Source organism: Xanthomonas sp. 10-10, assembly GCF_040182365.1.
In the GTDB taxonomy this organism is placed as follows: Bacteria; Pseudomonadota; Gammaproteobacteria; order Xanthomonadales; family Xanthomonadaceae; genus Xanthomonas; species Xanthomonas arboricola_F.
Map to the genome: position 1 here is coordinate 3,642,476 of NZ_CP144460.1, position 26,113 is coordinate 3,668,588.

Genomic DNA, 26,113 nt, shown 5'->3' on the forward strand with positions numbered 1-26,113 from the left:
GGAACGTCCTTCCCCGCTCACGCAAAAACAAGGATCGCTTGTTTATTCGCGAGTGGAAGTTGCTTTCTGATTCCGCAGGCGGGAATTGCTCTTCCCTTCTCCCGCAAGCGGGAGAAGGTGCCCGCAGGGCGGATGAGGGCAGAACGCAAACACGGCCGCCTGCCGTCCACCCGCACCACCGGCCCCACCTACATCGAGACCTCCATGCTGCGTACCACTCTTGCCCCCCTGGTTCTGGCCCTGGCGCTCGCGCTGCCCGCCTCCGCTGCTACGCCCGAGTCCTGGCCCGCCTTCGGCACCCAGGGCACGCAGTTCGTGCGCGATGGCAAGCCGTATCAGATCCTCTCCGGCGCCATCCATTTCCAGCGCATTCCACGCGCTTACTGGAAGGACCGCCTGCAAAAAGCGCGCGCACTCGGCCTGAACACCGTGGAGACCTACGTGTTCTGGAATCTGGTCGAACCGCAGCAAGGCCAGTTCGATTTTTCCGGCAACAACGATGTGGCCGCCTTCGTGCGCGAAGCCGCCGCGCAAGGCCTCAACGTCATCCTGCGCCCCGGCCCCTATGCCTGCGCCGAATGGGAAGCCGGCGGTTATCCGGCGTGGTTGTTCGGCAAGGACAACATCCGCGTGCGCAGCCGCGACCCGCGCTTTCTCGGTGCCAGCCAGGCATACCTGGATGCGGTGGCAACACAGGTGCAACCGCTGCTCAACCACAACGGCGGCCCGATCATCGCCGTGCAGGTGGAGAACGAATACGGCTCCTACGATGACGACCACGCCTACATGGCCGACAACCGCGCCATGTTCATCAAGGCCGGCTTCGACAAGGCGCTGCTGTTCACCTCCGACGGTGCCGACATGCTCGCCAATGGCACCCTGCCCGACACCCTGGCAGTGGTGAATTTCGCGCCAGGCGAGGCGAAGAGCGCGTTCGACAAGTTGATCAAGTTCCGCCCCGAACAACCGCGCATGGTCGGCGAATACTGGGCCGGCTGGTTCGATCATTGGGGCACGCCGCACGCCAGCACCGATGCCAAACAGCAGACCGAAGAACTGGAATGGATCCTGCGCCAGGGCCACTCGGCCAACCTCTACATGTTCATCGGCGGCACCAGCTTCGGCTTCATGAATGGCGCCAATTTCCAGGGCAATCCCAGCGACCATTACGCGCCGCAGACCACCAGCTACGATTACGACGCCATCCTCGACGAAGCCGGCCAGCCCACGCCCAAGTTCGCGCTGATGCGCGATGCCATCGCCCGGGTCACCGGCGTACAGCCGCCCGCATTGCCGGCACCGATCGTCATGGCCGCACTGCCGCAAACCCAGTTACGCGAATCCGCCTCGCTGTGGGACAACCTGCCCGCACCGATCGCCATCGACACCCCACAGCCGATGGAGCACTTCGGCCAGGACTACGGCTACATCCTCTACCGCACCACCATCACCGGCCCGCGCAAGGGTTCGCTGTATCTGGGCGAGGTGCGCGATGTGGCGCGGGTGTACGTCGATCAGAAGCCGGTCGGCAGCGTCGAGCGCCGGTTGCAGCAGGTCTCCACCGACGTGGATATTCCTGCAGGCCAGCACACGCTGGATGTCCTGGTCGAAAACAGCGGCCGCATCAACTACGGCCCACGCATGGCCGACGGCCGCGCCGGCCTGGTCGACCCGGTACTGCTGGACAACCGGCAGCTCACCGGCTGGCAGGCCTTCCCGCTGCCGATGCGCTCGCCCGACAGCCTCCACGGCTGGACCCGCAAACCCGTGCAAGGCCCCGCCTTCCACCGCGGCAACCTGCGCATCGGCACGCCCACCGACACCTACCTGGACATGCGCGCCTTCGGCAAGGGCATCGCCTGGGCCAACGGCGTCAACCTGGGCCGCCACTGGAAGATCGGCCCGCAAACGGCGCTGTATCTCCCCGCGCCGTTCCAGCGCAAGGGCGACAACAGCGTGGTGGTGTTCGACCTGGACAGCACCACCAAACCCGGCGTGCGCGGCCTGAAACAGCAGGTGTGGCTCAAGCCGGAGCAGTGAGCGCTGCACCGTCGCGCAGGCCCTGAAGGTGGTACGCGACTGCAATGCTCAAGCCCCTCTCCCTTTGCGAGAGGGGTTGGGGTGAAGGTACGGGGCGACCGGCCGGCACCAGCGCGCGGCGCGCCGCACGCGTTAACCCCACTACTTCCCTGGATGCCAACCGCGTGCGCCAGCACTGCCCCACTGCGTGATGCGCGTGGTCCCAGGCACACCAAGCCATGCCGCCCCCGCATCCGCCCCTGCGGGGGCCTTCTCCCGAAAAGCGAAGCGATCAAACCCCAGCCGCCCTCGACAGAGCCCCTTTCCCGCCGGAACAGAGGTTGAGGTGAGGGTACGGATCAATCCGCATGGGCTGCATGGACTGCATGGACTGCATGGCCGCATGCAGCCAGCCTGTGCCCGGCACATCCCCGCGCAAGTCCACGGTCCGGCCAACAGCGTTACGGCACGGACACAGCCCTCGCCCACCCTGCGCCACCGCCAAACCCACCGCAGGCCAACTGCGCGTCAGCCGCCCTGGCTCCCTGCCCTTCAGTCCGTGCCCCGCGCGCCGCTATCTGGAAGTCCGGTGCACCTGTACCGCCTGCTGCCGCCCTGGTATCGGGCGGACCATATTCCAGGCAAGATCACCGGCTGACACCGTTACGGGGGCGCTTTGGTTGCTACGTAGACGGCCTGATTGCAGGTTCCAGGAGCGTTGCATGTCGTCGTCCACCGTTGTTGCCGAAGAGTCCACCTCCGTTGCCCCGGAGCATACCCAGCACGCATTTGCCCAGCAGCTTCACAGCAAGCCGATGGACAGCACCGAAGCGGCGCATACGATGACCTTCCTGTGCCAGACCCAGTCGGCCAAGAAGCCGCAGACGCTGTTGCCGCCGCAGGTCCGCGACGACAACGCGACCTGAGCACACCGAGGACGTGCAGCGGTGGCGGCCGCGTTCGCAAGCCGCCAACGCGCATCAGCTGCCGGACTGGAACGATTTGAGCACGGTGAGCAGGCTGGTCAGATTGTCGGCCACGCCGGTCTGCGCCACGTGCTCGCTCGCGCCGGCGCACGCCGTGGTATCCACGCTGTAGATCTGCATCACGCCCTGGTTGGTCGCGGCCTGCGCCAGGGTGTTTTGCTGTTGCTGCGCCGCGACGGCGTTCTGGAACAGGATGCCGCTCGAATGGGCCATGGTCTGGTAGACCGAGCCCAGCGCGATCGCTGGCGCTTGTCCTACGACCTTGACGTTGGACTGGGTGACGGCATCGGTGATCTGGGCATTTACTGTAGTTGGAATGGCCATGCTCGGCTCCTGGGTGGGCGGAATGCACGGCTTGCGCCCTGACCGTTAATGGCCTGCTCGCGACGTCGCGATGTACAGACCGGGCTACAACGCACGCGGTGCCCTTCCGATAACGGCGCAGGGGCGTATCGCTGAATCGGCGCAATGCAGCTTCGCAATGCACGTCGCAACACCGATGTGCCGTCCAGCCACCAATCGTCGATCCGGCCATGGCGCCAGGCCAGCTCCACCAGCTGCGCCGGCATGAACCTTGCCGTCAACGCACTTGGCCACGTGGCGATCCTGCGGCGGCAGAGACATGCCAACGCCTGTGGACTTGCTTACCGACCGCCTCGCTGGCGCGCCCGACCAGTTGCCCTTGCCGCACATGGTTGGCAACCGCTGCCGCCCAGGATGGTCAAGGCACAGGTATTCAATAGATGATAAAGAGGTCTCTATTGAATCCACACAACACCGGACCCCGATGTTTTCCACTCGCCTGCTGACCTGCCTTGTTGCCGGTCTTGCGGCCTGCAACGCGCAGGCACGCTCTCCCGTGTTTCCGCCTTCGCCGATCATGCTCAGCGAGTTCATCGCCGACCCGGCACCCACCCCGCAGGCGCACGCATCCACCCTGCTGGAAACCCGCGATGGCCATCTGTTGGCGGCCTGGTTCGGAGGCGCACACGAAGGTGCGGCCGACGTCGGCATCTGGCTGACCCGGCGCGACGCGCAGCACTGGCAGCCACCACGCCGTATTGCCGATGGCACGCACGCCGGCACGCAGGGAGCGAGCGTACCGGCCTGGAATCCAGTGCTGTTTCAATCGGCCACCGGCCCGGTGCAGCTGTATTACAAGCTCGGTCCCAACCCGCGGCAATGGTGGGGGCTGCGCATGACCTCGGCCGACGATGGAGCGCATTGGTCTGCGCCGCAGCAGTTGCCCAACGGCATTCTCGGGCCGATCAAGAACAAGCCGCTGCAACTGCCCAGTGGACGCATCCTGGCACCCAGCAGCAGCGAGGACCGCGGCTGGCGTGCGCATCTGGAATGGAGCGACGACGACGGCGCGCACTGGCAGCGCGGCATGCCGCTCAACGACCCCGGCGTGATCGGCGCCATCCAGCCCAGCCTGTTGCTGCATGCCGACGGCCGCGTACAGGCGTTGGGCCGCAGCCAGCAGAACAAACTCTTCAGCACCTTCTCCGACGATGGCGGCCTGCATTGGCAGCCGATGCAACTGCTGGAAGTGCAGAACCCCAATTCCGGCACCGACGCGGTGCTGCTGCGCGACGGTCGCGCCTTGCTGGTCTACAACCCCGCCATCGCCGGCAAGGACTGGTGGGAGGGACGCGGCACGCTGGCGGTGGCACTGTCGGACGATGGTGTGCACTGGCAGCGGGTAGTGACGCTGGAAGACAGCGCCAAGGACGAATTCTCGTACCCGGCGGTCATCCAGACACGCGACGGTCTGGTGCACATCAGCTACACCTGGAAGCGCCAGCGCATCAAACACGTGGTACTCGATCCGACACTGCTTGCGGGCCAGGGCGGCGGCTGACGGCGGCGCGATGTTCCGGCGCCGGGGCAGCGCGCGCCTCGCGCCGGCGCTGCCCCGGCATCGCCACACGCTGCGCTTCAGCGTCTCGACGCCGCTGCAGTCCGGCGCCCCCGCCGCCATCGATCAACGTTCCTACTCCCGCCTGCGGGAGAAGGTGCCCGAAGGGCGGATGAGGGCCGCGCTGCACCAGGCATAAAGCAGCAGCCCGGAACGCTCAGCCAGCTGCAGCAGCCGACGCGCCCAACCCGTCCACAATCCTGCGCACCCGCTGCACGTCGGTGCGCTGGTAATCGCCGCCCAGGTCGCTGATGTAGGCATGCGGCGCAGGCACCTGCGCAGCCACCGGGCCACGGGCGGATGCATGGAATTCGCAGGCACCGGTCCTGGCGCGCAGGTCGGCGACATTGTGCTCGGAGACACCCGCGCCCGGCATGATGCCGATGCGGCCGGCGGCCTGCCGCACCAGCGCGGCGATGACGTCCGCGCCCTCGATGGCACTGGCGCGTGCCCCGGAGGTCAGCACGCGTTCGCAGCCCAGCGCGATCGCATCTTCCAGCGCGCGCGCAGGCTCGGCACTGACGTCGATCGCACGATGGAAGGTCACGCCCAGCGATCCGGCCGCATCGATCAACACCCGCATCGTGTCCATATCGACCTGGCCATGACGATCCAGCGCGCCCAGCACCACCCCATCGCAGCCCAGCGCAACGCACTGCTGCACATCGCGGCGCATCGCCTCCACCTCATCGGCACTGAACACGAAGTCGCCCACGCGCGGGCGTATCAGCACATAAAGCGGAATCCGCAAGCGCGCGCGCACCACCGCCAGCGTCCCGAACGATGGCGTCAGGCCGCCGCCATCCAGCCCGCCGCATAGCTCCACCCGCATCGCCCCGCCGTCCTGCGCGGCCACGGCCGATGCCACCGAATCGGCCGCCACTTCAAGACCCGATGCACTCATGCCGCCGGCTCGCTGGTGTAATGGCTCTCGCCGGGCACCAGCAGATCCTGCCGCTGCGCATCGCACACCGCGTAACTGAAGCCTTTCTGGATCGCGAACGCACCCACCTCGCCACGCTTGTTCATCGCCAGAAATCCCACCTGCAGCGTGCGCGTCAACTCCGGCTTGCGGCGGATCAACCGCATCACCACCTCGCGGCAGGCGTCGGCCGGCGACTTGCCCTGGCGCATCATTTCCACCACTGCAAAACTGCCGACATTGCGGATCACCTCTTCGCCCACGCCGGTGGAGGTCGCGCCGCCCACCTCGTTGTCCACGTACAGGCCGGCACCGATGATCGGGCTGTCGCCGACCCGGCCGTGCATCTTCCACGCCATGCCGCTGGTGGTGCAGGCGCCGGACAGGTTGCCGTGCGCATCCAGCGCCAACATGCCGATGGTGTCGTGATTGTCCTTGCCGCCGGGCAGCTTGGCATCGCGCCAGGCGCGGTTTTCCACGTTGGCCTCGGGCGAGTACTTGGAGGTCTTCAACCATTGCTTCCACGCCGCTTCAGAGCTGGGCGTCAGCAGCTTGGTCTTCGGAAAGCCCTGTTCCAACGCGAACTGCCGCGCACCATCGCCGACCAGCATCACGTGCGGGGTCTTTTCCATCACCGCGCGCGCCACCGAGATGGCGTGCACCACATCTTCCAGCGATGCCACCGCGCCGCAATTGCCCAGGTGATCCATGATGCAGGCATCCAGCGTCACCCGACCGTCGCGATCGGGGTAGCCGCCCAGGCCGACGGTGGGATTGGTCGGGTCCGCTTCGGGCACGCGCACGCCCGCTTCCACGGCATCCAGCGCAATGCCGCCGGCACTGAGGATTTTCCACGCGGCCTGATTGGCGGCCACGCCGAAATCCCAGGTGGAAATCACCCGTGCCTGACCTTTGGGCAACGCCGCAGGACGTACCGCCGCCGTGCCAGCGGCCGCGGCCTGCGCACGTGCGCCCCATCCGGCCAGACCGGAAGCGATGGCGCCCAGGGTGGCGCTCTTGAGGAAATGACGACGTTGAATCATCCAGGCGAACTCCATAACGGAAACAGATGCCGCGCACTGCGCCGCATCCTCCCATCATGCGGCAGCAACGTCCGCGGATAAACCGCATTACCCCGCGCCGCGATGCGGATTGAGGCATAACGCCCGCAGGCATGATGCGCGCAGCCGCGCCTGCTTTCGCAAGGTCGCAGCTTCGGCCAGCGGCTGTTGCGGCAGACAGCCTGCACGGACGTCGATGCGATGCAGGCCGGTGGACTCGGGCACGCCGATGTCGGCGATGGCTGAGCTGCGCACTCACCGCCAGGTCGATGGCATGTGCCAAGACCTGCCCGCCAATACAGAGCCAAGGCGTCGGGCGGGCAAGCGGCAACACATCCGGTCCACCGCGTGCAGTCGCCAGCCGCCAATGAAAAAACGACCTGATCCGTCGGCGTGCACGCCCACGCTCGGCTCCCAGGACATTACCTGCGCCAATGAAGGGGGCTGCACCAGTCCTACGCCCCGTCGCGGGCTCTCCACGCACTTCAACCCACCAGCGCGGCTACGCCCGCCGCGCGTCGCCGAGCCGGATCCGCAACGCAGCGGACACGACCATGCCACTGCCGCTGACGGCCATTGAACGCCACGGCAGCGCTTGGAAAAAAACTGCATCCGTTTAACCCCGTTTGCTGCCCTGGCCCGTTTCACCTGCAGAGGCGCAGTGCACGGCGACCTCGGGCTGCCCGGTTGTTCACCCATTCGTTCTCGCCACGCAAAGGATTCCCATGCCACGTCACAGCCTTCTCGCACTCGCCTTGCTGCTGAGCGCCTGCTCGCACGAACCCACCTCACCCGTCGTTGGCGACCCGCCCGCATCGTCCACTCCCAACCCGGTAGCGTTGCCGCCCTACAAAGCCGACATCGCGTATACGCCCGCAGCCGAACCGCAACCCCAACCCGCGTCCCCACCCGTGCTCTCGGATCCTGCACCGATGCATCCAAGCCCGGCTGAAATGGTCCATGCGCCCAGCCCGCCAGCACCCGCGGCGCCGCAGAGCGTCTATGGCGCACTTGCGCGGCAAGCACCTGCGGCCACGCTGATGGCCAGGCGCGCACTGCCCGACCAGTCCATGCCCGTACCACCGCTTGCGTCGATTACACCAGCCGAAGATCGCGAGACCTATCAGACCCTCAGCGACAACCCGATCGTGCAGGCCGCTGAAAGCCCGGTGTCCACCTTCAGCATCGATGTCGATACCGGCAGCTACAGCAACGTGCGGCGCTATCTCACCAGTGGCAGCCTGCCGCCGGTGGATGCGGTGCGCGTGGAAGAGATGATCAATTACTTCCGCTACGACGACCCCGCGCCCCGCGATGGCCAGCCCTTCGCGGTGCGCACCGAACTGGCTCCCGCGCCCTGGAACGGCAAGCACCTGCTGCTGCGCATCGGCATCAACGGACGCGATGTCCCGACCACCGCGCTGCCGGCAGCCAACCTGGTGTTCCTGGTCGATGTCTCCGGGTCGATGGACGCGCCCGACAAGCTGCCGTTGCTGCAATCCTCGCTCAAGCTGCTGACGCGTCAATTGCGCGCGCAGGACCGCATCACCCTGGTGACCTACGCCGGCAACACCGCCGTGGTGCTGCCGCCCACTTCAGGCAATCAACAAGCCCGCATTGTCGAAGCCATCGACAGCCTGCAATCGGGAGGCGGCACCGCCGGCGCCAGCGGCATCGAGCTGGCGTACAAGGCGGCGCAGCAAAGCTATCTGCGTGGCGGCATCAACCGCATCCTGCTGGCCACCGATGGCGACTTCAACGTGGGCGTCACCGACTTCGATACGCTCAAGGGCATGGTGGCCGAGAAGCGCCGTTCCGGCGTGGCGCTGTCCACGCTGGGCTTTGGCACCGGCAACTACAACGACACCTTGATGGAGCAGCTGGCCGACGCCGGCGACGGTGCCTACGCCTATATCGACTCGCCGCTGGAAGCGCGCAAGGTCTTGACCCACGAGCTGGGCGCCACGCTGGAAACCATCGCGCGCGACGTCAAGATCCAGGTCGAGTTCAACCCGGCCACCGTGCAGGAATACCGCCTGATCGGCTACGAGAATCGTGCGCTGCGCCGCGAAGACTTCAACAACGACCAGGTCGACGCCGGCGACATCGGTGCCGGCCACAGCGTGACCGCGCTGTATGAAATCACCCCGGTCAACAGCACCGCGTCGGTCGATCCGCTGCGCTACGCCGCCAGCCCGCTGCGTCCGGCGGGCAACGCAGACAACGAACTTGCCCACCTCAAACTGCGCTACAAATTGCCAAGCGCGCACCGCAGCAGCCTGCTCGATACCGTCATCCGCCGCGACCAGCAGGTGGCATTGAATGCCTCCAGCGAGGCCTTCCGCTTCTCTGCAGCCGTGGCCGGTTTCGGCCAGCGCCTGCGCGGTGGTAGCCAGCTGCACGGCTGGGATTTCCCGCAGGTGCGCGCCCTGGCCGCAGGAAGTATCGGCAAGGATCGGTACGGGTATCGCGCCGACTTCCTGCGCATGGTGCAGCAGGCCGAAGCACTCGGCAGCCGGCCGGTCGCAACCACGGACTGATGCACGCGGCGGTTGCCTATACTGCGCGGATGCATCCAGCCGATCTTGCGCCGCTGCCCGACGAGGAGCTCATGCTCCTCGTCGCCAATGGTTTTGTCGAACAACCGGCCACCGAGTTGTTCAAGCGCCATAACCGCGCCCTGTTCAACTTCCTGGCCTGGCAGTGCGAAGGCAATCTGAGCGAGGCCGAAGACCTTGCGCAGAAAACCTGGGTCAAGCTGATGACCCGCTGCAGCGACTACCGCCCGGGGCAGGCCGCCTTCACCAGCTTCCTGTTCCAGATCGCGCGCAATGCCTGGCTTGACACGCGGCGCAGTGCCTACGTCGCCACCTCGGTGCCGCTGGAAGACCCCCATCTGCAGCTGCCCGACGATGACCTGTCCACCGAGCAGCTGGCCATGCTGGGGCAGCAGCAACAGCGCGTGCGCGCAGCGGTCATGGCCCTGCCCGATGCGCAACGCGAAGTGGTGGTATTGCGCTTCTTCGTCGGGCTGGCGGTGGAAGACATCGCGCAGGTGGTGGGCGACGGCTTCGAGACGGTCAAGAGCCGGCTGCGCTACGCCTTCGCCAAACTGCGCCTGAGCCTGGACGCGGTGCAATGAACGCGGCCTTCGAACGCTTCCTCGCTGGCGACGACGGCCTGGCTGCACTGTTGCAGGCCCAGCCGGGCTATCTTCCGCCTGCGCGCATGGATGCCTGGTTTGCACAGGCCGCGCAGCAGGCCGAGCGCGCACGCAACACCGCTGCGCAAGACGCCGCACAATGCGGACCACTCGCGTCGAGGGACACGCCAGTTGCCGCGTCGGCTGCGCAATCCGATCACACGCAAGCCACGCCGCCGGCGGAAGGCGTGCGCGGTGCGGCCATGCAAGAACCCACGCAATTCGAGCCGACCGCATCGATGGATGCGCCGGTTGCCGCGTCGACTGCGCAATCCAACCAGACGCAGGCCACGCCGCCGGCGGAAGGCGCACGCGATGCAGCCATGCAAGAAACCGCGCAGTTCGAGCCGCCCGCATCGATGGATGCCGCGTCTTTCGCATCGGCTGTGCAGGCTGGCAGACCCCACACCGCAACGCCGACTGACGGCTCGCGCAACACAACGGCGCAGCAGTTCGAACCGCCATCATCGATGGCTGCGGTGTTTGCTGCTGCAGCCGCGCAGGCCGACCTGTCCCAGGCCGCACGGCGCGCTGCCATCCAGGAGCGCCTCAGTGCCGGCGAGGATGCGGCGCAGGCACTGGGCGCACCCGTGCAGGACGCGACGCGTGCATGGCTGCAGCAGCTGCAGCAGCTGCCGCCGGCCACCGGCAGCAAGTCGACCGATGGCGATGCATGGTATCGGCACGACGGCGCTGAAGCGGCTGCGTCGGCCGATGACAGTCAGCCAGCTGCGCGGGCTGCGAACGTTGAGGTTCCCGGTCCTGCAGCGGGCGATCCCGCGCAGAGCGTGGCACAGGCCATTGCAGCGGCCGAAGTGACGACCAACGCAACAACGCCTGGTGGTGCTGCAGCCGATACGCTGCATGCGGCAACACCGGCGGTGCGGCGCGCGCGCCGGCAACGCTGGATGCCGGCGCTGGCGCTGGCCGCCTCGGTTACCCTGGCCGTGGGTGTTGGGCTGCACTGGCAGGCCACCGCGCCGCTACCCGCGCCCCCCATGGAGGCGGCACGCGTCGCCGTCCAGGAGCCCGCAGACCAGCCCAATGAATCGCAGGCTGCGCCGATGCCAGCAAGCCCGGGCGGGTCCGACTCCGCATCTGCATTCGAAGGCGACTTGGTCGCAGAACGCTCGCCGGTGCCACCACCATTGGCATCCATGCCACCACCCGTATCGGCAAAGCCCTCAGCCGCATTCGCCGCTCCCCCGAGTCCAGCGCCGTCTGCCTCGCCCGCTCCACCGGCACCGCCTGCGCCTGTTGCAGTCTTGCCGGAACCGATGGTCGCTGCACCGTCCCCATCGATGCCTGCAGCCCCGATGGCAGCGATTGCCGACACGGACGTCGACGCCACGCAGCCCCTCTCTGCCGAGCGCGAATCTGTCGCGATTGCCAACGGCAGCGCGCAACAGACCACGCAAGAGCGGCCGAACGCAGTGGCGCCCCCCTCGGCACACGTGCCCGGCATACCCGTGCCGGCCATCGACACCCAGCAGCGATCACTCGCCGAAGCCGGCAAGTCGACACCTTCCATCCAGGCTGGCAGTGCCACCCCAGCCACTCAGCCTTCCGGGCTGCTATCGCGCACTCCGCCGAAAACGGCTCCACTGAAAGCCCCCGCGGCGCAGCGACGGCAGGCAGACAACACTGCAGCAATGTCGGGCGAAGCAGCGGCGCCAAACCCGATATCGGCCAGCAGGCTTGCGACATCCGACACTGCGCGGCAGCGCGCTGCGTCTGCCGCGGCAATGCAGTTGCTGCCACTGTCGAGCACCCCGGGCGAATGGATCGATCGCCATCTGCGCGCGGGCCAGCGCGCGCCGATCAGGCTGCGTCTCGAAGCCGCCACACCGGATGCACCTGACGTCAGGCGTTGGGTGGACCAGCTGCGTACCGCCTGTCGCGATCGCGGCTGGTCCACGCAGATCGAGATCGCGCCCAATGCGCAGCTACCGGATGATCGCCTGCGCATCGAGGTACAGGTCGCCCTGAGCGCCGATTGAGCCCGGCGCCTACAGGTGGGTTTCGGCCGCCAGCCAGGCACAACCCTCTGCCTGGAACCGACATGGACCAATCGCGCAATGGCTGTGGACGCTGCCTGGTCTTGGAGGCCAACCGCAGCCGTTCGGCAGCAACTGCTTACCCGTGCCACCGCAAGAGCAAAACGTGGAGCGCAGTGCGCACCGATGTATGCGACCCGTGCCGTTCGCTGTTGCGCAGAGGATCGATGAAGACAGCCGAGATTGCAGCGACCTGCTGCAGGCATGCGGGCGGCTGACGGCTGGCGGCTGGCGGCTGGCGGCTGGCGGCTGGCGGCTGGCGGCGGCAATATCCAAGCCCAGCGCATCCGCGTACAAGCGCTCCACCTTCGGGCTCACAGCGCATCGGTGCGCGTGCGCCTGCGGCGTTGATGCCAGTGCCAACGCACTGCATCGAGTACAGCAGCTCAATGGCGCGCTTGGCAGCTGAATGCGCGGATCACCGCGCGCAGTCCGCCCAAGCTCCGGCCAAGGCAGGGTCACGCATGCGCCCCTACCCGCGCCGTCCCGGCATCAACGCGTGGTGCAACGCGACTCCAGGCGTCAATGCTCGCCAGCAGTGTGCAACGACCAGTAACAGCAGAGACGTCACAAACTGCCCGCCTTCGCTGGGCCGGTCAGCCTTCCGGCACCTCACCGTTCTCGCCAGCCTCGCCATCCTCGCGCAACAGGCTGGTCAGCACATGATCGCGCCAGACGCCGTTCAACTGCAGATAGCGCCGCGCGCGACCTTCGATCTGGAAGCCCAGCCGCGCCAGCACTTGCGCGCTGCGCACATTGTCCGGCACGTACTGCGCCATCACCCGGTGCAGCCCCAGCGGACCGAACACGAACGCAATGCCCTGCGTGGCAGCCCACTGCATCAGGCCACGCCCTTGTGCCGCGGCATCCAGCCCATAGCCGAGATGGCAGCCCTGAAACGCGCCGCGCTGAATCTGGGTAAAGCCCAGCGTGCCGATCACCTCCTGCCCGGCACACAGCACCAGCTGCAGCTCGCGCTCGCCGGGTAACGACGCGCGGTAGGCGATGCACAACCGCCGCCAGCCCTCGGCGGTATAGAACGCCGGCGGCCGCAGCGGCATCGCCTCGATCAGATGGGCGCGGTTGCGTGCGTGGTAGTCGGCGACGGCAGCGGGGTCGATGTTGGCCAGATCGGACAACACCACACCGTCCGCATGGCGCACGGGCTTGAAGGCGGGCAGGCTCATGGCATCCCTCTGCAACCGCGGTATTGCGCAGCGTATCGAACGATGACAGCCGTGCATCGCACCGTCAAAGCTGCGCTACCGGCAGCAAACCGAACCCCGGCCTGGCTCTTGCAGCCGCATGACCGCGAACGCATCGCCCGGCTTGCAGTCACTGCCAGCGCGGCGCCCGATACGCTGGCTGCATGTCCCGGTTGGATCCGACAATCGCACGGAGGCTGCACTGCGCGCGCACGCTCTGCCGATGGGGAGCGCCGCAAGTGCCGGTCCGGTGGCTGCGGTGTCGCTCTACCGGCTGCCCTAGGCGGCGGCAGCCGAGTCAAGCGCCTGCGCCACCTGCGACTCGATGGCATCCAGATTCGGCAGCAGCGCGCTTTGTTCGCCGAGCAGCACACGCATGTGCACGCCGTCCGGCAGCGCGTCTTCCGAGGCGTCGGCCAGCAAGCCGTCGCGCGGCACCGAAATCAGTTGCGGGAACGAGGCAGTCAGCAACGCGAAGTACGGCAACGCAGGATTGCCGCCCAGTGCCTTCAACACGATGACCTTGTTGTTGACGGCAGTGGGCTCCTCGCCCAGGCCGCTGAGGCGTGCGAACGACAGCAGTGGCACTTTCCAGCCATACCAGTCGATACGCCCCACGACCCAGCGCGGCATGTCCGGCAGCGCTTCGACTGCCACGCGCGACATCACCTCGGCCACCGTGGCGTTCGGCAGCAGCACGCGCTCGGTGCCGGCCTGAATCAGGACGCCGCGGATTTCGTCATTGTTGGCGTAGCTCATCGCACCATTCCGATCTGAGAGGGAGCGCCCGGCTTACGCCGGCCAACGCTGTGCCAACGCCTGCGCCAACTGCGCAGGATCGCCGGTCAAAATGCCTTGTCGGGCCAGGCGCGCCGCAGCGGCCGGGTCGTAGCAGCCGTCGGCGGACTGACCGGCCAACCAAGCACCCTGCTCGGCCAGTGCCAGCGATGCCTCCACCAGCGCCTCGTTGGCGCCGCTGAGCATCAGCACCGCACTGTCGGTGGCCGGCAGCGCGGCGATCAGCGCCGCAGGATCGCTGTGCGCCACGAACGCCAGCGCACCTGCGTGCTGCCGTACGCCAAGTTCGTCGGACAACACATAGGCCTTGCCCGGCACGACCACCTGCCCCGGCTCGCCCAGTTCGACCGGCAACGCGGACACGCGCCCCATCTGTCGCACCAGGTTGCCGTACTGGCCACCATCGAGGGTCATCCGCACCAGCACCGCACGCGGGAAATTCGGCGGTAGCGCAGCCAGCAGGCGGCGGATCGCATCCGGACCACCGATGCCGGCCATCACCAGCACTGCGCCGGTCACTTCGCCGCTGTGTTCCAGATCCACCAGCGACAGGCCGCCGGTCGACAGCGCAGCCACATCCACTTCGGTGCGCGGGCGCACCACCACGGCAACCTCGTCGACCAGGCCCCAGGTGCTGGAATCGCCCAGCGTCGGGCCCGGCCTGTCGGCACCAGGTGAGGTCTGCGCGTGATCGACGGCACGCGTGAACATCGCATCGCCCGGCATGCTTTCGAAGGCATGCGCGGCCGCTTCCAGATGTTGGTCCAGTTGCAGATCCGAATGCTGTCGCGGTGCGAGCGTCAGGCCCGGCTCGGGTTGCAGCGAGGGCTCGCTTTCGGTGCCCGGCGGCAACACATCGGCATGGCCGTGCAGCTTGGCGGCCAGATGGCGCACCCAACGCTGTGCTTCCCAACCCTCGCGACGTACCGTGAGTTCGGCCTCGTCGAAGATCACCGTCACGCCGGGCATGTTGAAGGCCGGCTCCAACGCTTCCAGCGCATCTTCGATCGCCGGCTCCAGCGCGACCAGCACCGCGACCGGCTCGGCGTCGCGCAGCATCTGCACGTCGACCGCCGACGGTTCGTCTTCCAGCACGACCTGCGCACCGGCCAGGCCGAGCGCTTCGCGCAGGCGCTCGCGCGCCTGGCCCGGCCGACCCAGCAGGGCGACCGGAGTTCCCATTGCGCCATTAGTCTCGGACACGGGCGATCCCCAGCAGGTCATACACGTTTCGCATCAGATCCAACTCTTGGTAAGGCTTGCCCAGGTAGCGCTGCACGCCGATCTCGAAGGCGCGCTGGCGATGCTTCTCGCCGCTGCGCGAGGTAATCATCACGATCGGCACCGACTTGAAGCGCGGGTCGGCGCGCATCGCAGTGGCCAGCTCGTAGCCGTCCATGCGCGGCATTTCGATATCCAGCAGCATCAGGTCCGGCACGCGCTCTTCGAGCAGCTCCAGTGCCTCCACGCCGTCGCGGGCGGTGGTGACATCCAGGTTGTGGCGTTCCAGCACGCGGCTGGTGACCTTGCGCATGGTCAGCGAGTCGTCGACCACCATCACCAACGGCACCTGACGCTGCGCTTCGGCCGGGGTTTCCAGGGTCGGACGCGCCGGCTGGCTGAGGTAACGCCGCACCAGCGGGGCCACGTCCAGGATCACCACCACGCGGCCATCGCCGGTGATGGTGGCGCCGTAGATGCCCGGCACCGAGGCGATCTGCAGGCCCACCGGCTTGACCACGATTTCGCGGTTGCCCAGCACCTGATCGATCGCCACTGCAGCGCGCAGATCGCCCGCACGCACCAGCAGCAACGGCACCTGCGCCTGACCATCGGCGCGCGCAACTGGCTGGCCGACCAGCGAGCCCAGGTCGTGCAGCACGTACTCTTCGCCGGCGTAGTGATAACCGCCCTCGCCCGATTCGTAGCGGGTGCGCGAGATGCGGCCGATACCGCTGACCGAACCCACCGGCACCGCGAAGGTGGTGTCGCCGATACGCACGAACACCGCCTGGGTGACCGCCAGCGTCTGCGGCAGGCGCAAGGTGAAGGTCACGCCCTGGCCACGCACCGAGTGGATGTCCACCGAGCCGCCGAGCTGACGCACTTCGTTGCGCACCACGTCCATGCCCACGCCACGGCCGGCCAGCTGGCTGACCTGCTCGGAGGTGCTGAAACCGGAGGCAAAGATCAGCCCATCCAGCTCGGCCTCGCTGAGCTCCTGGCCGGGCTCGATCAGGCCGCGCTGCTCGCCGCGGCGACGGATCGCCTCGCGGTCCAGCCCGGCGCCGTCGTCGGCCACTTCAAGCACGATTTCCGAGCCTTCGCGGCGCAGACGGATGGCGATGCTGCCCTCTTCCGGCTTGCCGGCGTCGCGGCGTTGCTCCGGCGTTTCCAGGCCATGTGCGACCGAGTTGCGCAGCATGTGTTCCAACGGCGCGACCATGCGGTCGAGCACGTTGCGATCCAGTTCGCCCTGGGTGCCTTCCAGCACCAAGTGCACCTGCTTGCCGGTATCGCTGGCTGCCTGGCGTACCACACGGCGCAGGCGCGGCACCAGACCGTCGAACGGCACCATGCGCGCGCGCATCAGGCCGTCCTGCAGTTCGGAGCTGACGCGCGACTGCTGTTGCAGCAAGCCGTCGTACTGCCGCGACAGATCTTCCAGCACGCCCTGCAAGCCGCCCAAGTCGGCCGCCGATTCGTTCAGCGCGCGGCTGAGCTGCTGCAGGGTGGAGAAGCGGTCCAGCTCCAGCGGATCGAAGGTGCGATCGCCCTGGTCCTGTTCGCGCTGATAACGCGCCACGATCTGCGCTTCGGTTTCCAGATCCAGACGACGGAGCTGGTCGCGCAGACGGGCGTTGGTGCGATCCAGTTCGCCCATGGCGCCGCGGAAGGCGCCCATCTGCTGTTCCAGACGCGAACGGTAGATCGCCACTTCGCCGGCGTGATTGACCAGGCGGTCGAGCAGGTCGGCACGCACGCGCACCTGTTCCTGCTGCGCGCGCGGCATCAGTTCTTCTTCGACCTGGCCGTCGACCGGCACCGGCGCCGACAGCGGCGCAGGCTCCACCGATGCCTTGGCGATCGCGCGCACATCGGCGTCGCTGGGCGGGGCGGCATTGCGGCCACGGGTGCGGGTTTCGAAGGCTTCCACCAGGTCGGTCGGCATCGACACGGCGCGGTGCATGCCGGTACGGGTCAACAACTGATGCAGGCGGTCGAAGCCGCGTTCGAACAGGCGCACGTCATCGCGATCGATGTCGGTCCGGTTGGCCGCCACTGCTTCGAGCAGCGATTCGATCGCATGACCGAGGTCGCCGATGGCGTTGATGCCGGCCATGCGCGCGCCGCCCTTGAGCGTGTGCAGATCGCGCTGCAGTCCGTTGAGGACCTCGCGGTCTTCCGGCACTTCGCGCATGCGGGCAAGCAGACCGTCGCAATGGTCGAGCAGGTCGCGGCCTTCTTCGACAAAGATGTCGACCAGTTCGCCATCGAGCTGATCGAAGTTGAGCGGGCCGATATCGAACGCGGCGCCCACCTCGTTGGTGGCCGCTTCGACCGGCGCGGCGTCTTCCACCGGTGCGCTGAGGGCCGCCGCTGCGCTGGCTTCGTGCTCGACATCCTCAGGCTCGGCCGTCGCGGATTCAGCGGCGTCGATGTGCTCTGCCCGATCGCGCGTTGCAATCGCGTCGTCGTGGGGCGCGTCGGCGTCGGTGGTCGCGCTGTGGTCTTGCAACTCCGGCACGGTCTCGGACTGCGGATCTCCCGATTCTTCGACCTGATCGGCCGCATGCGCCATTTCGAACGCCTGCACCGACGCGATGGTCTGCTCCGGCACGGCGTCATCGGCATGCACCGTCGCGGCGTGCTCGGTCTCGGCGTGCTCGTCCTCTGCGTGCGCTGCATCCACGTGCTCGACGTCCGCCTGCGCTACGTTGTCGTCAGCTTCGGCGGTCGGCGCATCGTCGTGCGCTTGCTCGTCCGGCTGCGCCGGTTCGATCGCGTCCGCCTGCTCGCTCGATTCGACCAACGGGTCCGAATGCGACGGTGCGTCGTACGCCGCCTGCGCTTCGGAATGCGCCGACTGCTCGGCGTCCGCCTGGTCTTGCGCCCCGGCGTGATCGTCCGCTTGCGCGGCGTGCTGCGCTTGTTCGCTCGTCGTTGCATCGGCGTCATACACCTGCACCGACTCGGCGTGCTCTGCGGCCTGGTCGGCCGCATGCTCGGCGTGGTGATCCTGCGCGCCGGCGGCATGTTCGGGCGACGCGGCGACGTGGTCGACATACCCCTGATCGAGGCCCTGACCATCGTGGTCGGTCGAAACGCTGTCCAGCGCCGCAGTTTCAGGCGTCCAGTCCTCGGCGATCGCCGCAGGCGCCTCGTCGGCGACCGCGGCATCGGTGTGCACCGCTTCCAATGCGTCGATGGTTTCGACAGTCGCTTGGTCTGCAAGCGTGTCGGTATCGGCCACCGGTGCAAGCGTTTGCGCTTGGCCCAACGTGGCCTCCGCCTCGGCCAGCTCGTCTACCGCAACGCTGTCGTCCAGGTGCGTGGCATGGTCTGCGGCGTGGTGCGCAGACGGCGATGCATCGGCAGCGGCGTACGTTTCGCTTGCCTCGTCTTCGACAGGGTCGGCAGGCTGCGATGCCGCTTCCGCTGCCTCGCCGTGCTGCAGCTCGGTGGCATCCCAGGCGTCGGCTTCGACCGCCGGCTCATCGACCGAGCTGTCGTGCGCATCGGCGCCCTGGGCTGCGGCTTCGTCATGCTGCGCGGCTTCGCCGTGCAGCGAGTCGGCCTGCTCGGGGTGCGCGAGCGAGGCGACGCCATCGCTGGACGCGGCATCGGCATCGGCAGATTCGGCGAACGCGCCGTCCTGCTCCAGCGCTGCGACGTGCTCGTCGCTGGCTGCAGGTACCTCGAGCGCGTGTAGCGAACTGTCTGCCTCGGCGCCGGCCAGCTCGTCCACCGCAATCGGAGCCTCGGCGTGTGCATCGGCGTCTTGCGGCTGGTCGGCCGGATGCGTCGGTGCAGCGGTATCGGCCGGCAGTGCGCTGGAGTCCAGGTACTGCGACAGATCCTCCACGCCGGTGAGTTCGACCGTTTCGTTGGCGTCGAGCTCGTCGCCGGCAGCGTCGAGCTCGTCGAGCTCGTCCAGGGCCACCTGCGGCGGCCACTGCGCTTCGGGCAGCGTGTCCACCAGGGCGCGCAAGCGCTCGGTCAACGGCGCAAACGACGGAATCAGCGGCGCGTCGGCGCGCAGTGCGGTGACCGTGGTCGCGATCGCCGCAGCGGTGGCGGCGATCGCATCGATGCCGTCCTGCGAGGGCGTTTGCGACGCCGCAAGCAGACGCTTGACATAGCTTTCGGCCGGCGTGGTCACCAAGGTGATTTCCGGCACATCGGTCATCGCGAACGCGCCACTCATGGTGTGCACGGCACGCAGCAACTCTTCGGTTGCCAGTTGCGGCTCGACCTGCGTGGCCTGCAGCCAGGCGTTGACGGTTTCCAGATGCGTGGCGACTTCGGCTTCCAGGATCTCGCGCAGCACGCTGTCCACCGACGCCGGCGTGCCACCGGCGACAAGCGCCCCGGCAATGGCAGGAATCGCAGCAGGTTCAACCGCCACCGGCGTTGCCGGTGCGGGCACGTAATAGACCTCTTCGCCCGCGGCCACCCGCTCGGCGACTGCCTGGATCTGCGGCAGATCGGCACCGATGCGGCCCTGGTCGCGCAGCGCTGCGTTCAATTGCGGCAGCACTTCGTAGGCCAGCTCGACCATCGCCACCACCGCCGGGCTGGCCGGGCGCGAGTTGTCGAGCACGCGGTTGAGCATGCTCTCGATCTTCCAGCTGAATTCGCCCAGCACGCTGGCACCGACCAGACGCCCACTGCCCTTCAGGGTGTGGAAGACGCGGCGGATCGGGCGCAGGTGGTCCGGACTATTGGGCGCAGCGCGCCAGACCGGCAGCAACTGTCCGAGGTTGACCAGTTCTTCGTCGAATTCTTCGAGGAAGACATCGCGGATGTCGTCATCGATATCGCTGTCGCCAAAGCCGCCGAAAATGCCGGCATCGGCGGTATCGGCCGCCGCCGCTTCGCTCGCTGCCTGCAGCGGCGCTGCATCGGACGCTGCGTCGCTGGGGGCCGGTGCATCCTGCGGACGCGCCACGTCGAATTGCGCGGCGGCCGCGTCGAGCTGCGCCAGGAAGGCGGCCGAAGCATCGTCCAGTTCGAACTCGCTGACCGTGGCCTGCTGAACGCGCGGAGTCGTTTGCTCGGCGCTGGCGTCGGCCGGCGCGTCCGGTGCAACGTCCGGCGCGGACTCGACAAACGGATCGTCCAGTTCCTGCGGCGGAGCCGGCGGCGGCGAGAACGCATCTTCGATGCTGGTCTGCGCGCGGCGCGCATGGTTCTCGGCAATGAAATCCAGCGGTGCGTCGACCTGGTCCATATCGCCAGGCAACTCGATCTGCTCGATCTGCAACGGCGTGGTGTCGGCCACCACAGGCGCAGCGGCCTGCTCCTGTTCCAGCGCGCTCAGATCCACGGTGTAGCTGACCTGCGCGGCCTCGCTCGCTGCGTGACCGTCCTGCTCGGCCGATACCGGGTCGAACGCCGACGTGGCGATCGGTGCAGCCTGTTCGGTGGTTTCCAGCTGCCAATCGCCGGGCGCATGCGTACCGTCGTCGGACAAGTCCAGCGGCGCAACCGTAAACGGCACGTGCGCCTGGCCGGAGAGGGTTTCTTCTGCAGCCACCGGGTCGAACGAGAACACCGTATCGGTCGCCGCGGCGCCGGTGTCGTGCACCACGCTGGCCGCGAACGGCGTTTCGACCACGGTTTCGTTGGCCCATTCCAGCGGCGCGACAGGCGCCGCATCGTTGGCCGCCGCGTCCGGCGTGCCGGCATGCTGGGCAAGCGACACGGCAACCGGCTGCACCTCGGCAACGCTGCCCGGCTGGTCGGCACCGACCGGCAATTCGGACGGCTGGCCCGAAGGCAGCGGCCAATAGCGCAGCGTTTCCAGGCTGTTGCGGGTGATGTCCAGAATCTCCTCGCGGCCGGGACGGCGCTCGCGCAGGGCTTCCAGGTAATACTCCAGGCTGGCCATCGCGTCGGCCAGCGTATCCAGCTGACGTCCGCTGGGCACGCGTTGCTTGCCGATCAGTTCCAGATCGACATAACGGCGCACGCCTTCCAGGTAATCGGCCGCCTGCGGCAGTTCGAGGATGCGCAAGGCACCGCCGACTTCGCCCAGCAGATGCGGCACGTCGGCCAGACGCGCGTGATCCCAATTGGTCTCGATGAAGGCGACGAAGTGTTCGCGCGCCGCACCGAAGTTGGCGATCGCCTCCTGCGCCAGCACATCGACGGTGCGACGCACTTCCGACGAGGTGGCGCTGTTGCTGGCCTCGTTGCCGTCTCCGCTGTCGGCGCCCAGACTAGCGACCTGATCGTCCAGCGACGCATCCACGTACAGCAGCGCGCCGGCGATATCCAGCAGCACGCCTTCGTCCATCTGCACCTGGCCATCGACCACGCGCGCCAGCGCATCGCGCTGCTGCACGACGACGTTGCGCGCCACGCCCAGGCCCATCATGCCCAGGGTGTCGGCCACACTGCCGAGGTCATTGACCTGGGTCTGCAGCTCGGCGATGTCGCCGCCGGTGCGCAGATGCAGATCCAGCGCGTCTTTGACGCGCAGCAATTCTTCCTTGACCGCACTGCCGACCGTGTCGAGCAGTTCGCGATTGCGGCCGGACAGGCTGCCGCGTGCGTGATCCAGCTCGGCTTCGGTGGCGACACCGGCCTGCGGATCGAACGCGAACAACACGCTTTCATTCAGACCCGGCTGGCCACGGGTGGCACGGATTTCGTTGAGCAACGGCAGCAGCACGATCGGAATGTCGCGATGGCCGTTCTGCAGGCGTTCCAGATAATCGGGCAGCAGCACGGTGCCGCGCATCAGCATGGCGCAGGCTTCGTCGCGGTCGCTGACCTCACCGGCCTGCACCGCGTTGGCCAGCAGCTCAAGTTCCTCGGCCACCATCGCCGGCGCGTACAGCTCGACCATGCGCAAGGTGCCCTGCACCTGATGCAGGTAACCGGCGCAGAAGCGCATCCGACTGGTGTCGGACGGTTCTTCGGCGAAGTATTCGATCTCGTTGCGCGCCTGGCGCAAGGTCTCGTCCAGCTCCGGCTTGACCCAGCCCAGCGCGGCGTGGCTCATCGCATCGCGAAGCGCACTCATTGCAGCCCCCTGACAACGGCCGGCTCACCGCTTGCGCGGTCACCGGTCACTTCCTGCATCGACGTAATGCGACTACGCGCCATCTGCTGATCCTTTCCCGTTCCGCGTCGTGCTCACGCCGGCAGCTTGAAGTCGGCGACCGAACGGCGCAGATCGGCAGCGAGCTGAGCCAGGTTGCCGATCGACTCGGCCGTCTGTTCCGCACCCTGCGATGTCTGGCTGGTGATCTGACGGATCACGCCCATGGTCTGTGTGATGTCCGTCGCCGCAGCCGACTGCTGGTGTGCGGCGATGGAGATGTTCTTGATGAGGTTGTTCAGTGCGTTGGACACGCGCTCGATTTCGGTCAGCGCGGTGCCGGCGTCTTCGGCCAGGCGCGCACCGGACACCACTTCGGAGGTGGTCTGCTCCATCGAGCTGACCGCCTCGTTGGTATCGGCCTGAATCGTCTGCACCAGGCCTTCGATCCGTCGCGTCGCACCGGAGGTGCGTTCGGCCAGGCGCTGCACTTCGTCGGCCACCACGGCGAAACCGCGACCGGCCTCGCCCGCCGAGGCCGCCTGCACCGCGGCATTGAGCGCCAGGATGTTGGTCTGCTCGGAAATGTCGTTGATCAGTTCCACGATCGAGCCGATTTCCTGGGTCGATTCGCCCAGGCGCTTGATGCGCTTGGAGGTTTCCTGGATCTGGTCGCGAATCTGGTCCATGCCCTGAATCGTCTCGCGCACCACACCGGCACCTTCGGCGGCGATGACCACCGAGCGCTGCGCCACTTCGGCCGACTCGGTGGAGTTGCGCGAGACCTGTTCGATGCTGGCAGCGATTTCGCTGATGCGCTCGGATGCGGTGGTGATCTGGTTGGCCTGCTGGCCGGCGGCGTCGGCGAGCTGCATCGCCGTGGCCTGGGTTTCCTGGGTCGACACGGCCACCTTGGCCGAGGTGTCGTTGATGGTGGTCACCAGGTGGCGCAGCTCGTCCACGGCGTAGTTGATGGCGTCCGCGATGGCGCCGGTCATGTCTTCGGTGACCGACGCCTTGACGGTCAGATCGCCTTCACCCAGCGAGCTGATTTCGTCCAGCAACCGCATGATCGCCTGCTGGTTGCGGCTGTTGAATTCCACCTGCGCCTGGTAACGCACGTCCTGCTCGCGGGTCCGTACGCGCACCGAGCTCCACACGAAACCGACAATGGCCAGCAATGCGATCAGGCCGGAAACCACACCCAGCCAGAAGTTCGGAAACAGGCGCGTATCGCGCACCGAACCGAACGCAGAGAACGCATCGAACAGCTTCTTGCTGTCGTCGAGCATCTTGTTGGAGCCGGCGGTCAACGCGGCGGCCGAGGACTGCGCGGCGAACAGGTTGCGCGAGCTGGCGAGGATGGCGTCAATGTCCTTCTTCATCGTCGTCCACTGCGCCTGCGACTGCTCCAGTGCCGACAAGGCGGCCGGGTTGCGCACCGCGGCGATGCCCAGTTCTTCGTTACCTGCGCGCAGGCCTTCCAGCATCTGCGTGAACACCACCGAGTCGCGCGCCAGCGCGTCGCCCGAGGCAGCGGCATTGGCGCCGCCGGCGCGCATTTCGGTCACCCGGCGCGCCATGGTGCCGGCGACCACCACCTGCTGCAGCGTGTTGTAGATCTGCGAGGCAGGTGCGCCGCTGACCGTCATCGCGCGCACCACCTCGTTCAACTGCGCCTGCAGCTGCGGCACGCTGCCGGTGAAGCGTTCGGCGTTGCCGGCCAGACCGAGCACCGCCGGTTCGCTGGCGATGATCTGGTCGGCGTTCTTGCTGAGCGGCACCCAGGTCGCCTTGAGCTGGGCCATCGAACTGGCGACCGAGCCTTCCTGGCCGTAGCGGCCATCCAGTTCGCTCACCGTGCTGTCGATGCGGCCCTTGGTCTCCTTGAACGCGGCGAACGCCTTGGGATCGCCGGAGACCGCTTCGCGGCCCTGGTTGGCCAGCTGCTGCGAGAGCACCTGCAAGTCGGCCGCGCCGGTGCCGGCACCGGCAAGACGACTGCCCTGCCAGGTCGCGACGCCGGTGTTGGCGCCAAACACGATCATCGACAACACCAGCAAGCCAAGCCAGAAGCTGGTGCTGACGCTGCCGAGCTTGTTGGTCTTGCGGGCGTCCGGGGCGGTACTCATGGTTCGACCTCGATCTGTATGACGTGGCGGGGTCGCGGCTTAGGCCGCGGCCTGCCGGAATTCAGGAGTGCGCGACAGCAACGCCAGGGAGAACACACCCCAGTCCTGCGTCTCGTTGCGGAAGGCACGATCGATGAAGTGGGCGTAGCGGCCTTGCGCCAGCTCGCCGGGTTCGACCGCCTGGGACTGTTCGAAGCTGCGCTGGCCATACAGCTCATCGATGGTCAGCGCGACGTCGCCGCCACTCTGACGCATGATCAGCACCCGCTGGCCTTCCTGCAGCACCGTGCGACGGCCCTCCAGGAACTGCTTCAGGTCGATCACCGGAAACAGGTTGCCGCGCAGGTTGCCCACGCCCAGCAACCAGGGCTGCCCGCCGGGCACCGGCGTCACCGGCGGCATCGGCACGATTTCCGCCACTTCGCGGAAATCCGACACCAGTCGCCGGGTCCCGACGCGATAGCCGACGCCACGCCAGATATCGGCCGAGAACTGGCGTTCCGGCAGCGGCGTGGCGTGCGCAAGACTACGACGCTCGTAGTCTTCGAGAATGTCGAATGGAGAGCGCATCAACGCACCAGTTGTTTGATGCGAGCGATCAGATCGTCTTCGCGCGGCGGCTTGACGATGTAGTCGCTGGCACCTTGTCGCAAACCCCATGCCTTGTCGGTTTCCATCCCCTTGGTGCTGACCAGCAGCACGGGGATGTCCTTGGTGGCCTGGTCGCGTGCGAGTGCACGCGTTGCCTGGAAGCCGCTCATACCTGGCAGCACCACGTCCATCAGCACCAGATCGGGCGCCTGGCTGCGAATCAGCTCAAGTCCCGCTTCGGCGTTGTCGGTGGCGACGACCGTATGGCCAGCTTTTTCCAGCCATTGACTGAAGACTGCCCGATCGGTGGGCGAGTCCTCGATCAATATAATTCGAGCCATGTTGCCTTTCCCCCTGGTCAGGCGTGGACGTACGTGCGGATCGCGCTCAGTAGTTCTTCACGGGTGAATGGCTTGGTCAGATATTGCTCGGAGCCGACGATACGGCCACGCGCCTTGTCGAACAGGCCATCCTTGGACGACAGCATGATCACCGGCGTCGACTTGAAGAGCTGGTTGCCCTTGATCAACGCGCACGTCTGGTACCCATCCAGGCGCGGCATCATGATGTCGACAAAAATGATCTGAGGTTGCTGGTCCGCAATCTTGGCCAGTGCCTCGAAACCATCGGTCGCTGTCACTACTTCACAACCTTCCCGCTTCAGCAGCGTTTCGGCGGTGCGGCGAATGGTCTTCGAATCGTCGATGACCATCACCTTCAGTCCTGCGAGTTCCCCACCCGCAGCAATGTTTTCACTCATGCAAATATCCCCGGACGCGCAACGCTTCATCCCTTCCGACGTCGCTACGAAACTGCATGTATATCCCAAGACCCGCATCGACTGTCAAGGGCGCATTGCCGGGGCCCCGCCAGGCGGACGTTCCGACCGCGGCCAGGTGCCTCCGGACCGGCAAGTCGCGCATCCGCGAGCTGCCGGGCACGCCATC

18 protein-coding genes are annotated in these 26,113 nt (G+C 67.0%); 6 read left to right on the forward strand and 12 right to left on the reverse strand.

Going from position 1 to position 26,113, the window contains the following annotated elements; genetic code table 11:
• Nucleotides 1-204 precede the first annotated feature (204 nt).
• On the forward strand, nt 205-2,040 hold the full coding sequence (locus VZ068_RS15325; RefSeq protein ID WP_349657725.1) for a beta-galactosidase family protein: 1,836 nt from the start codon (nt 205-207) through the stop codon (nt 2,038-2,040).
• A gap of 701 nt (nt 2,041-2,741) precedes the next feature.
• Nucleotides 2,742-2,945 carry a hypothetical protein gene (locus tag VZ068_RS15330; protein ID WP_259152004.1) on the forward strand — a complete coding sequence of 68 codons (204 nt, stop codon included), beginning with the start codon at nt 2,742-2,744 and terminating at the stop codon, nt 2,943-2,945.
• A 54-nt stretch (nt 2,946-2,999) separates the two neighbouring features.
• Here the strand turns inward: VZ068_RS15330 and VZ068_RS15335 are convergent, their stop codons facing one another.
• The gene (locus VZ068_RS15335) at nt 3,000-3,329 is read right to left on the reverse strand and encodes a RebB family R body protein (RefSeq protein ID WP_349655776.1); all 330 of its coding nucleotides are present in this window, start codon (nt 3,327-3,329) and stop codon (nt 3,000-3,002) included.
• A 463-nt stretch (nt 3,330-3,792) separates the two neighbouring features.
• Between VZ068_RS15335 and VZ068_RS15340 the strand changes: the two genes are divergently transcribed.
• Nucleotides 3,793-4,869 carry a sialidase family protein gene (locus tag VZ068_RS15340; RefSeq protein ID WP_349655777.1) on the forward strand — a complete coding sequence of 359 codons (1,077 nt, stop codon included), beginning with the start codon at nt 3,793-3,795 and terminating at the stop codon, nt 4,867-4,869.
• 214 nt (nt 4,870-5,083) lie between these two features.
• Here VZ068_RS15340 and VZ068_RS15345 read toward each other — a convergent pair whose 3' ends face one another.
• Nucleotides 5,084-5,830 carry a copper homeostasis protein CutC gene (locus VZ068_RS15345; protein ID WP_349655778.1) on the reverse strand — a complete coding sequence of 249 codons (747 nt, stop codon included), beginning with the start codon at nt 5,828-5,830 and terminating at the stop codon, nt 5,084-5,086.
• Entirely contained in the window at nt 5,827-6,891 is a 1,065-nt protein-coding gene (locus VZ068_RS15350; protein WP_259152013.1) for a N(4)-(beta-N-acetylglucosaminyl)-L-asparaginase, read from the reverse strand. The genes VZ068_RS15345 and VZ068_RS15350 overlap by 4 nt, the downstream gene beginning before the upstream one ends.
• Before the next feature lie 743 nt (nt 6,892-7,634).
• Between VZ068_RS15350 and VZ068_RS15355 the strand changes: the two genes are divergently transcribed.
• Together VZ068_RS15355 and VZ068_RS15360 are read left to right on the forward strand one after the other, a co-directional pair.
• A complete protein-coding gene (locus VZ068_RS15355) occupies nt 7,635-9,449 on the forward strand; it encodes a von Willebrand factor type A domain-containing protein (RefSeq protein ID WP_349655779.1) in 1,815 nt (604 codons plus the stop codon).
• Between the two features lie 29 nt (nt 9,450-9,478).
• Nucleotides 9,479-10,051, forward strand: coding sequence for a sigma-70 family RNA polymerase sigma factor (locus tag VZ068_RS15360; protein WP_104562684.1), 573 nt, complete (start codon nt 9,479-9,481; stop codon nt 10,049-10,051).
• Between the two features lie 524 nt (nt 10,052-10,575).
• Here the strand turns inward: VZ068_RS15360 and VZ068_RS15365 are convergent.
• A complete protein-coding gene (locus VZ068_RS15365) occupies nt 10,576-10,977 on the reverse strand; it encodes a hypothetical protein (RefSeq protein WP_349655780.1) in 402 nt (133 codons plus the stop codon).
• 450 nt (nt 10,978-11,427) lie between these two features.
• Here VZ068_RS15365 and VZ068_RS15370 point away from each other — a divergent pair, with 450 nt between their 5' ends.
• On the forward strand, nt 11,428-12,111 hold the full coding sequence (locus tag VZ068_RS15370; protein ID WP_349655781.1) for a hypothetical protein: 684 nt from the start codon (nt 11,428-11,430) through the stop codon (nt 12,109-12,111).
• Between the two features lie 653 nt (nt 12,112-12,764).
• Here VZ068_RS15370 and VZ068_RS15375 read toward each other — a convergent pair.
• The 8 genes from VZ068_RS15375 to pilG all read right to left on the reverse strand — a co-directional run bounded on the left by VZ068_RS15375 (nt 12,765) and on the right by pilG (nt 25,926).
• Nucleotides 12,765-13,355 carry a GNAT family N-acetyltransferase gene (locus VZ068_RS15375; protein WP_349655782.1) on the reverse strand — a complete coding sequence of 197 codons (591 nt, stop codon included), beginning with the start codon at nt 13,353-13,355 and terminating at the stop codon, nt 12,765-12,767.
• Between the two features lie 297 nt (nt 13,356-13,652).
• Nucleotides 13,653-14,132 (reverse strand): chemotaxis protein CheW, encoded by a 480-nt coding sequence (locus VZ068_RS15380; protein WP_046962981.1) that lies wholly within the window; start codon nt 14,130-14,132, stop codon nt 13,653-13,655.
• Nucleotides 14,133-14,165: 33 nt separating this feature from the next.
• Nucleotides 14,166-15,353, reverse strand: a complete 1,188-nt coding sequence (locus VZ068_RS15385) for a chemotaxis protein CheB (protein ID WP_349657726.1) — start codon at nt 15,351-15,353, stop codon at nt 14,166-14,168.
• A gap of 7 nt (nt 15,354-15,360) precedes the next feature.
• A complete protein-coding gene (locus VZ068_RS15390; RefSeq protein ID WP_349655783.1) occupies nt 15,361-22,425 on the reverse strand; it encodes an Hpt domain-containing protein in 7,065 nt (2,354 codons plus the stop codon).
• A gap of 113 nt (nt 22,426-22,538) precedes the next feature.
• Nucleotides 22,539-24,575, reverse strand: coding sequence for a methyl-accepting chemotaxis protein (locus tag VZ068_RS15395; protein WP_259152028.1), 2,037 nt, complete (start codon nt 24,573-24,575; stop codon nt 22,539-22,541).
• A gap of 39 nt (nt 24,576-24,614) precedes the next feature.
• Nucleotides 24,615-25,145, reverse strand: coding sequence for a chemotaxis protein CheW (locus tag VZ068_RS15400; RefSeq protein ID WP_005988637.1), 531 nt, complete (start codon nt 25,143-25,145; stop codon nt 24,615-24,617).
• Complete coding sequence (locus VZ068_RS15405; RefSeq protein ID WP_006450735.1) at nt 25,145-25,507, reverse strand: response regulator; 363 nt, start codon at nt 25,505-25,507, stop codon at nt 25,145-25,147. The genes VZ068_RS15400 and VZ068_RS15405 overlap by 1 nt, the downstream gene beginning before the upstream one ends.
• A gap of 17 nt (nt 25,508-25,524) precedes the next feature.
• Complete coding sequence (pilG, locus tag VZ068_RS15410; protein WP_005913706.1) at nt 25,525-25,926, reverse strand: twitching motility response regulator PilG; 402 nt, start codon at nt 25,924-25,926, stop codon at nt 25,525-25,527.
• Nucleotides 25,927-26,113: the final 187 nt, after the last annotated feature.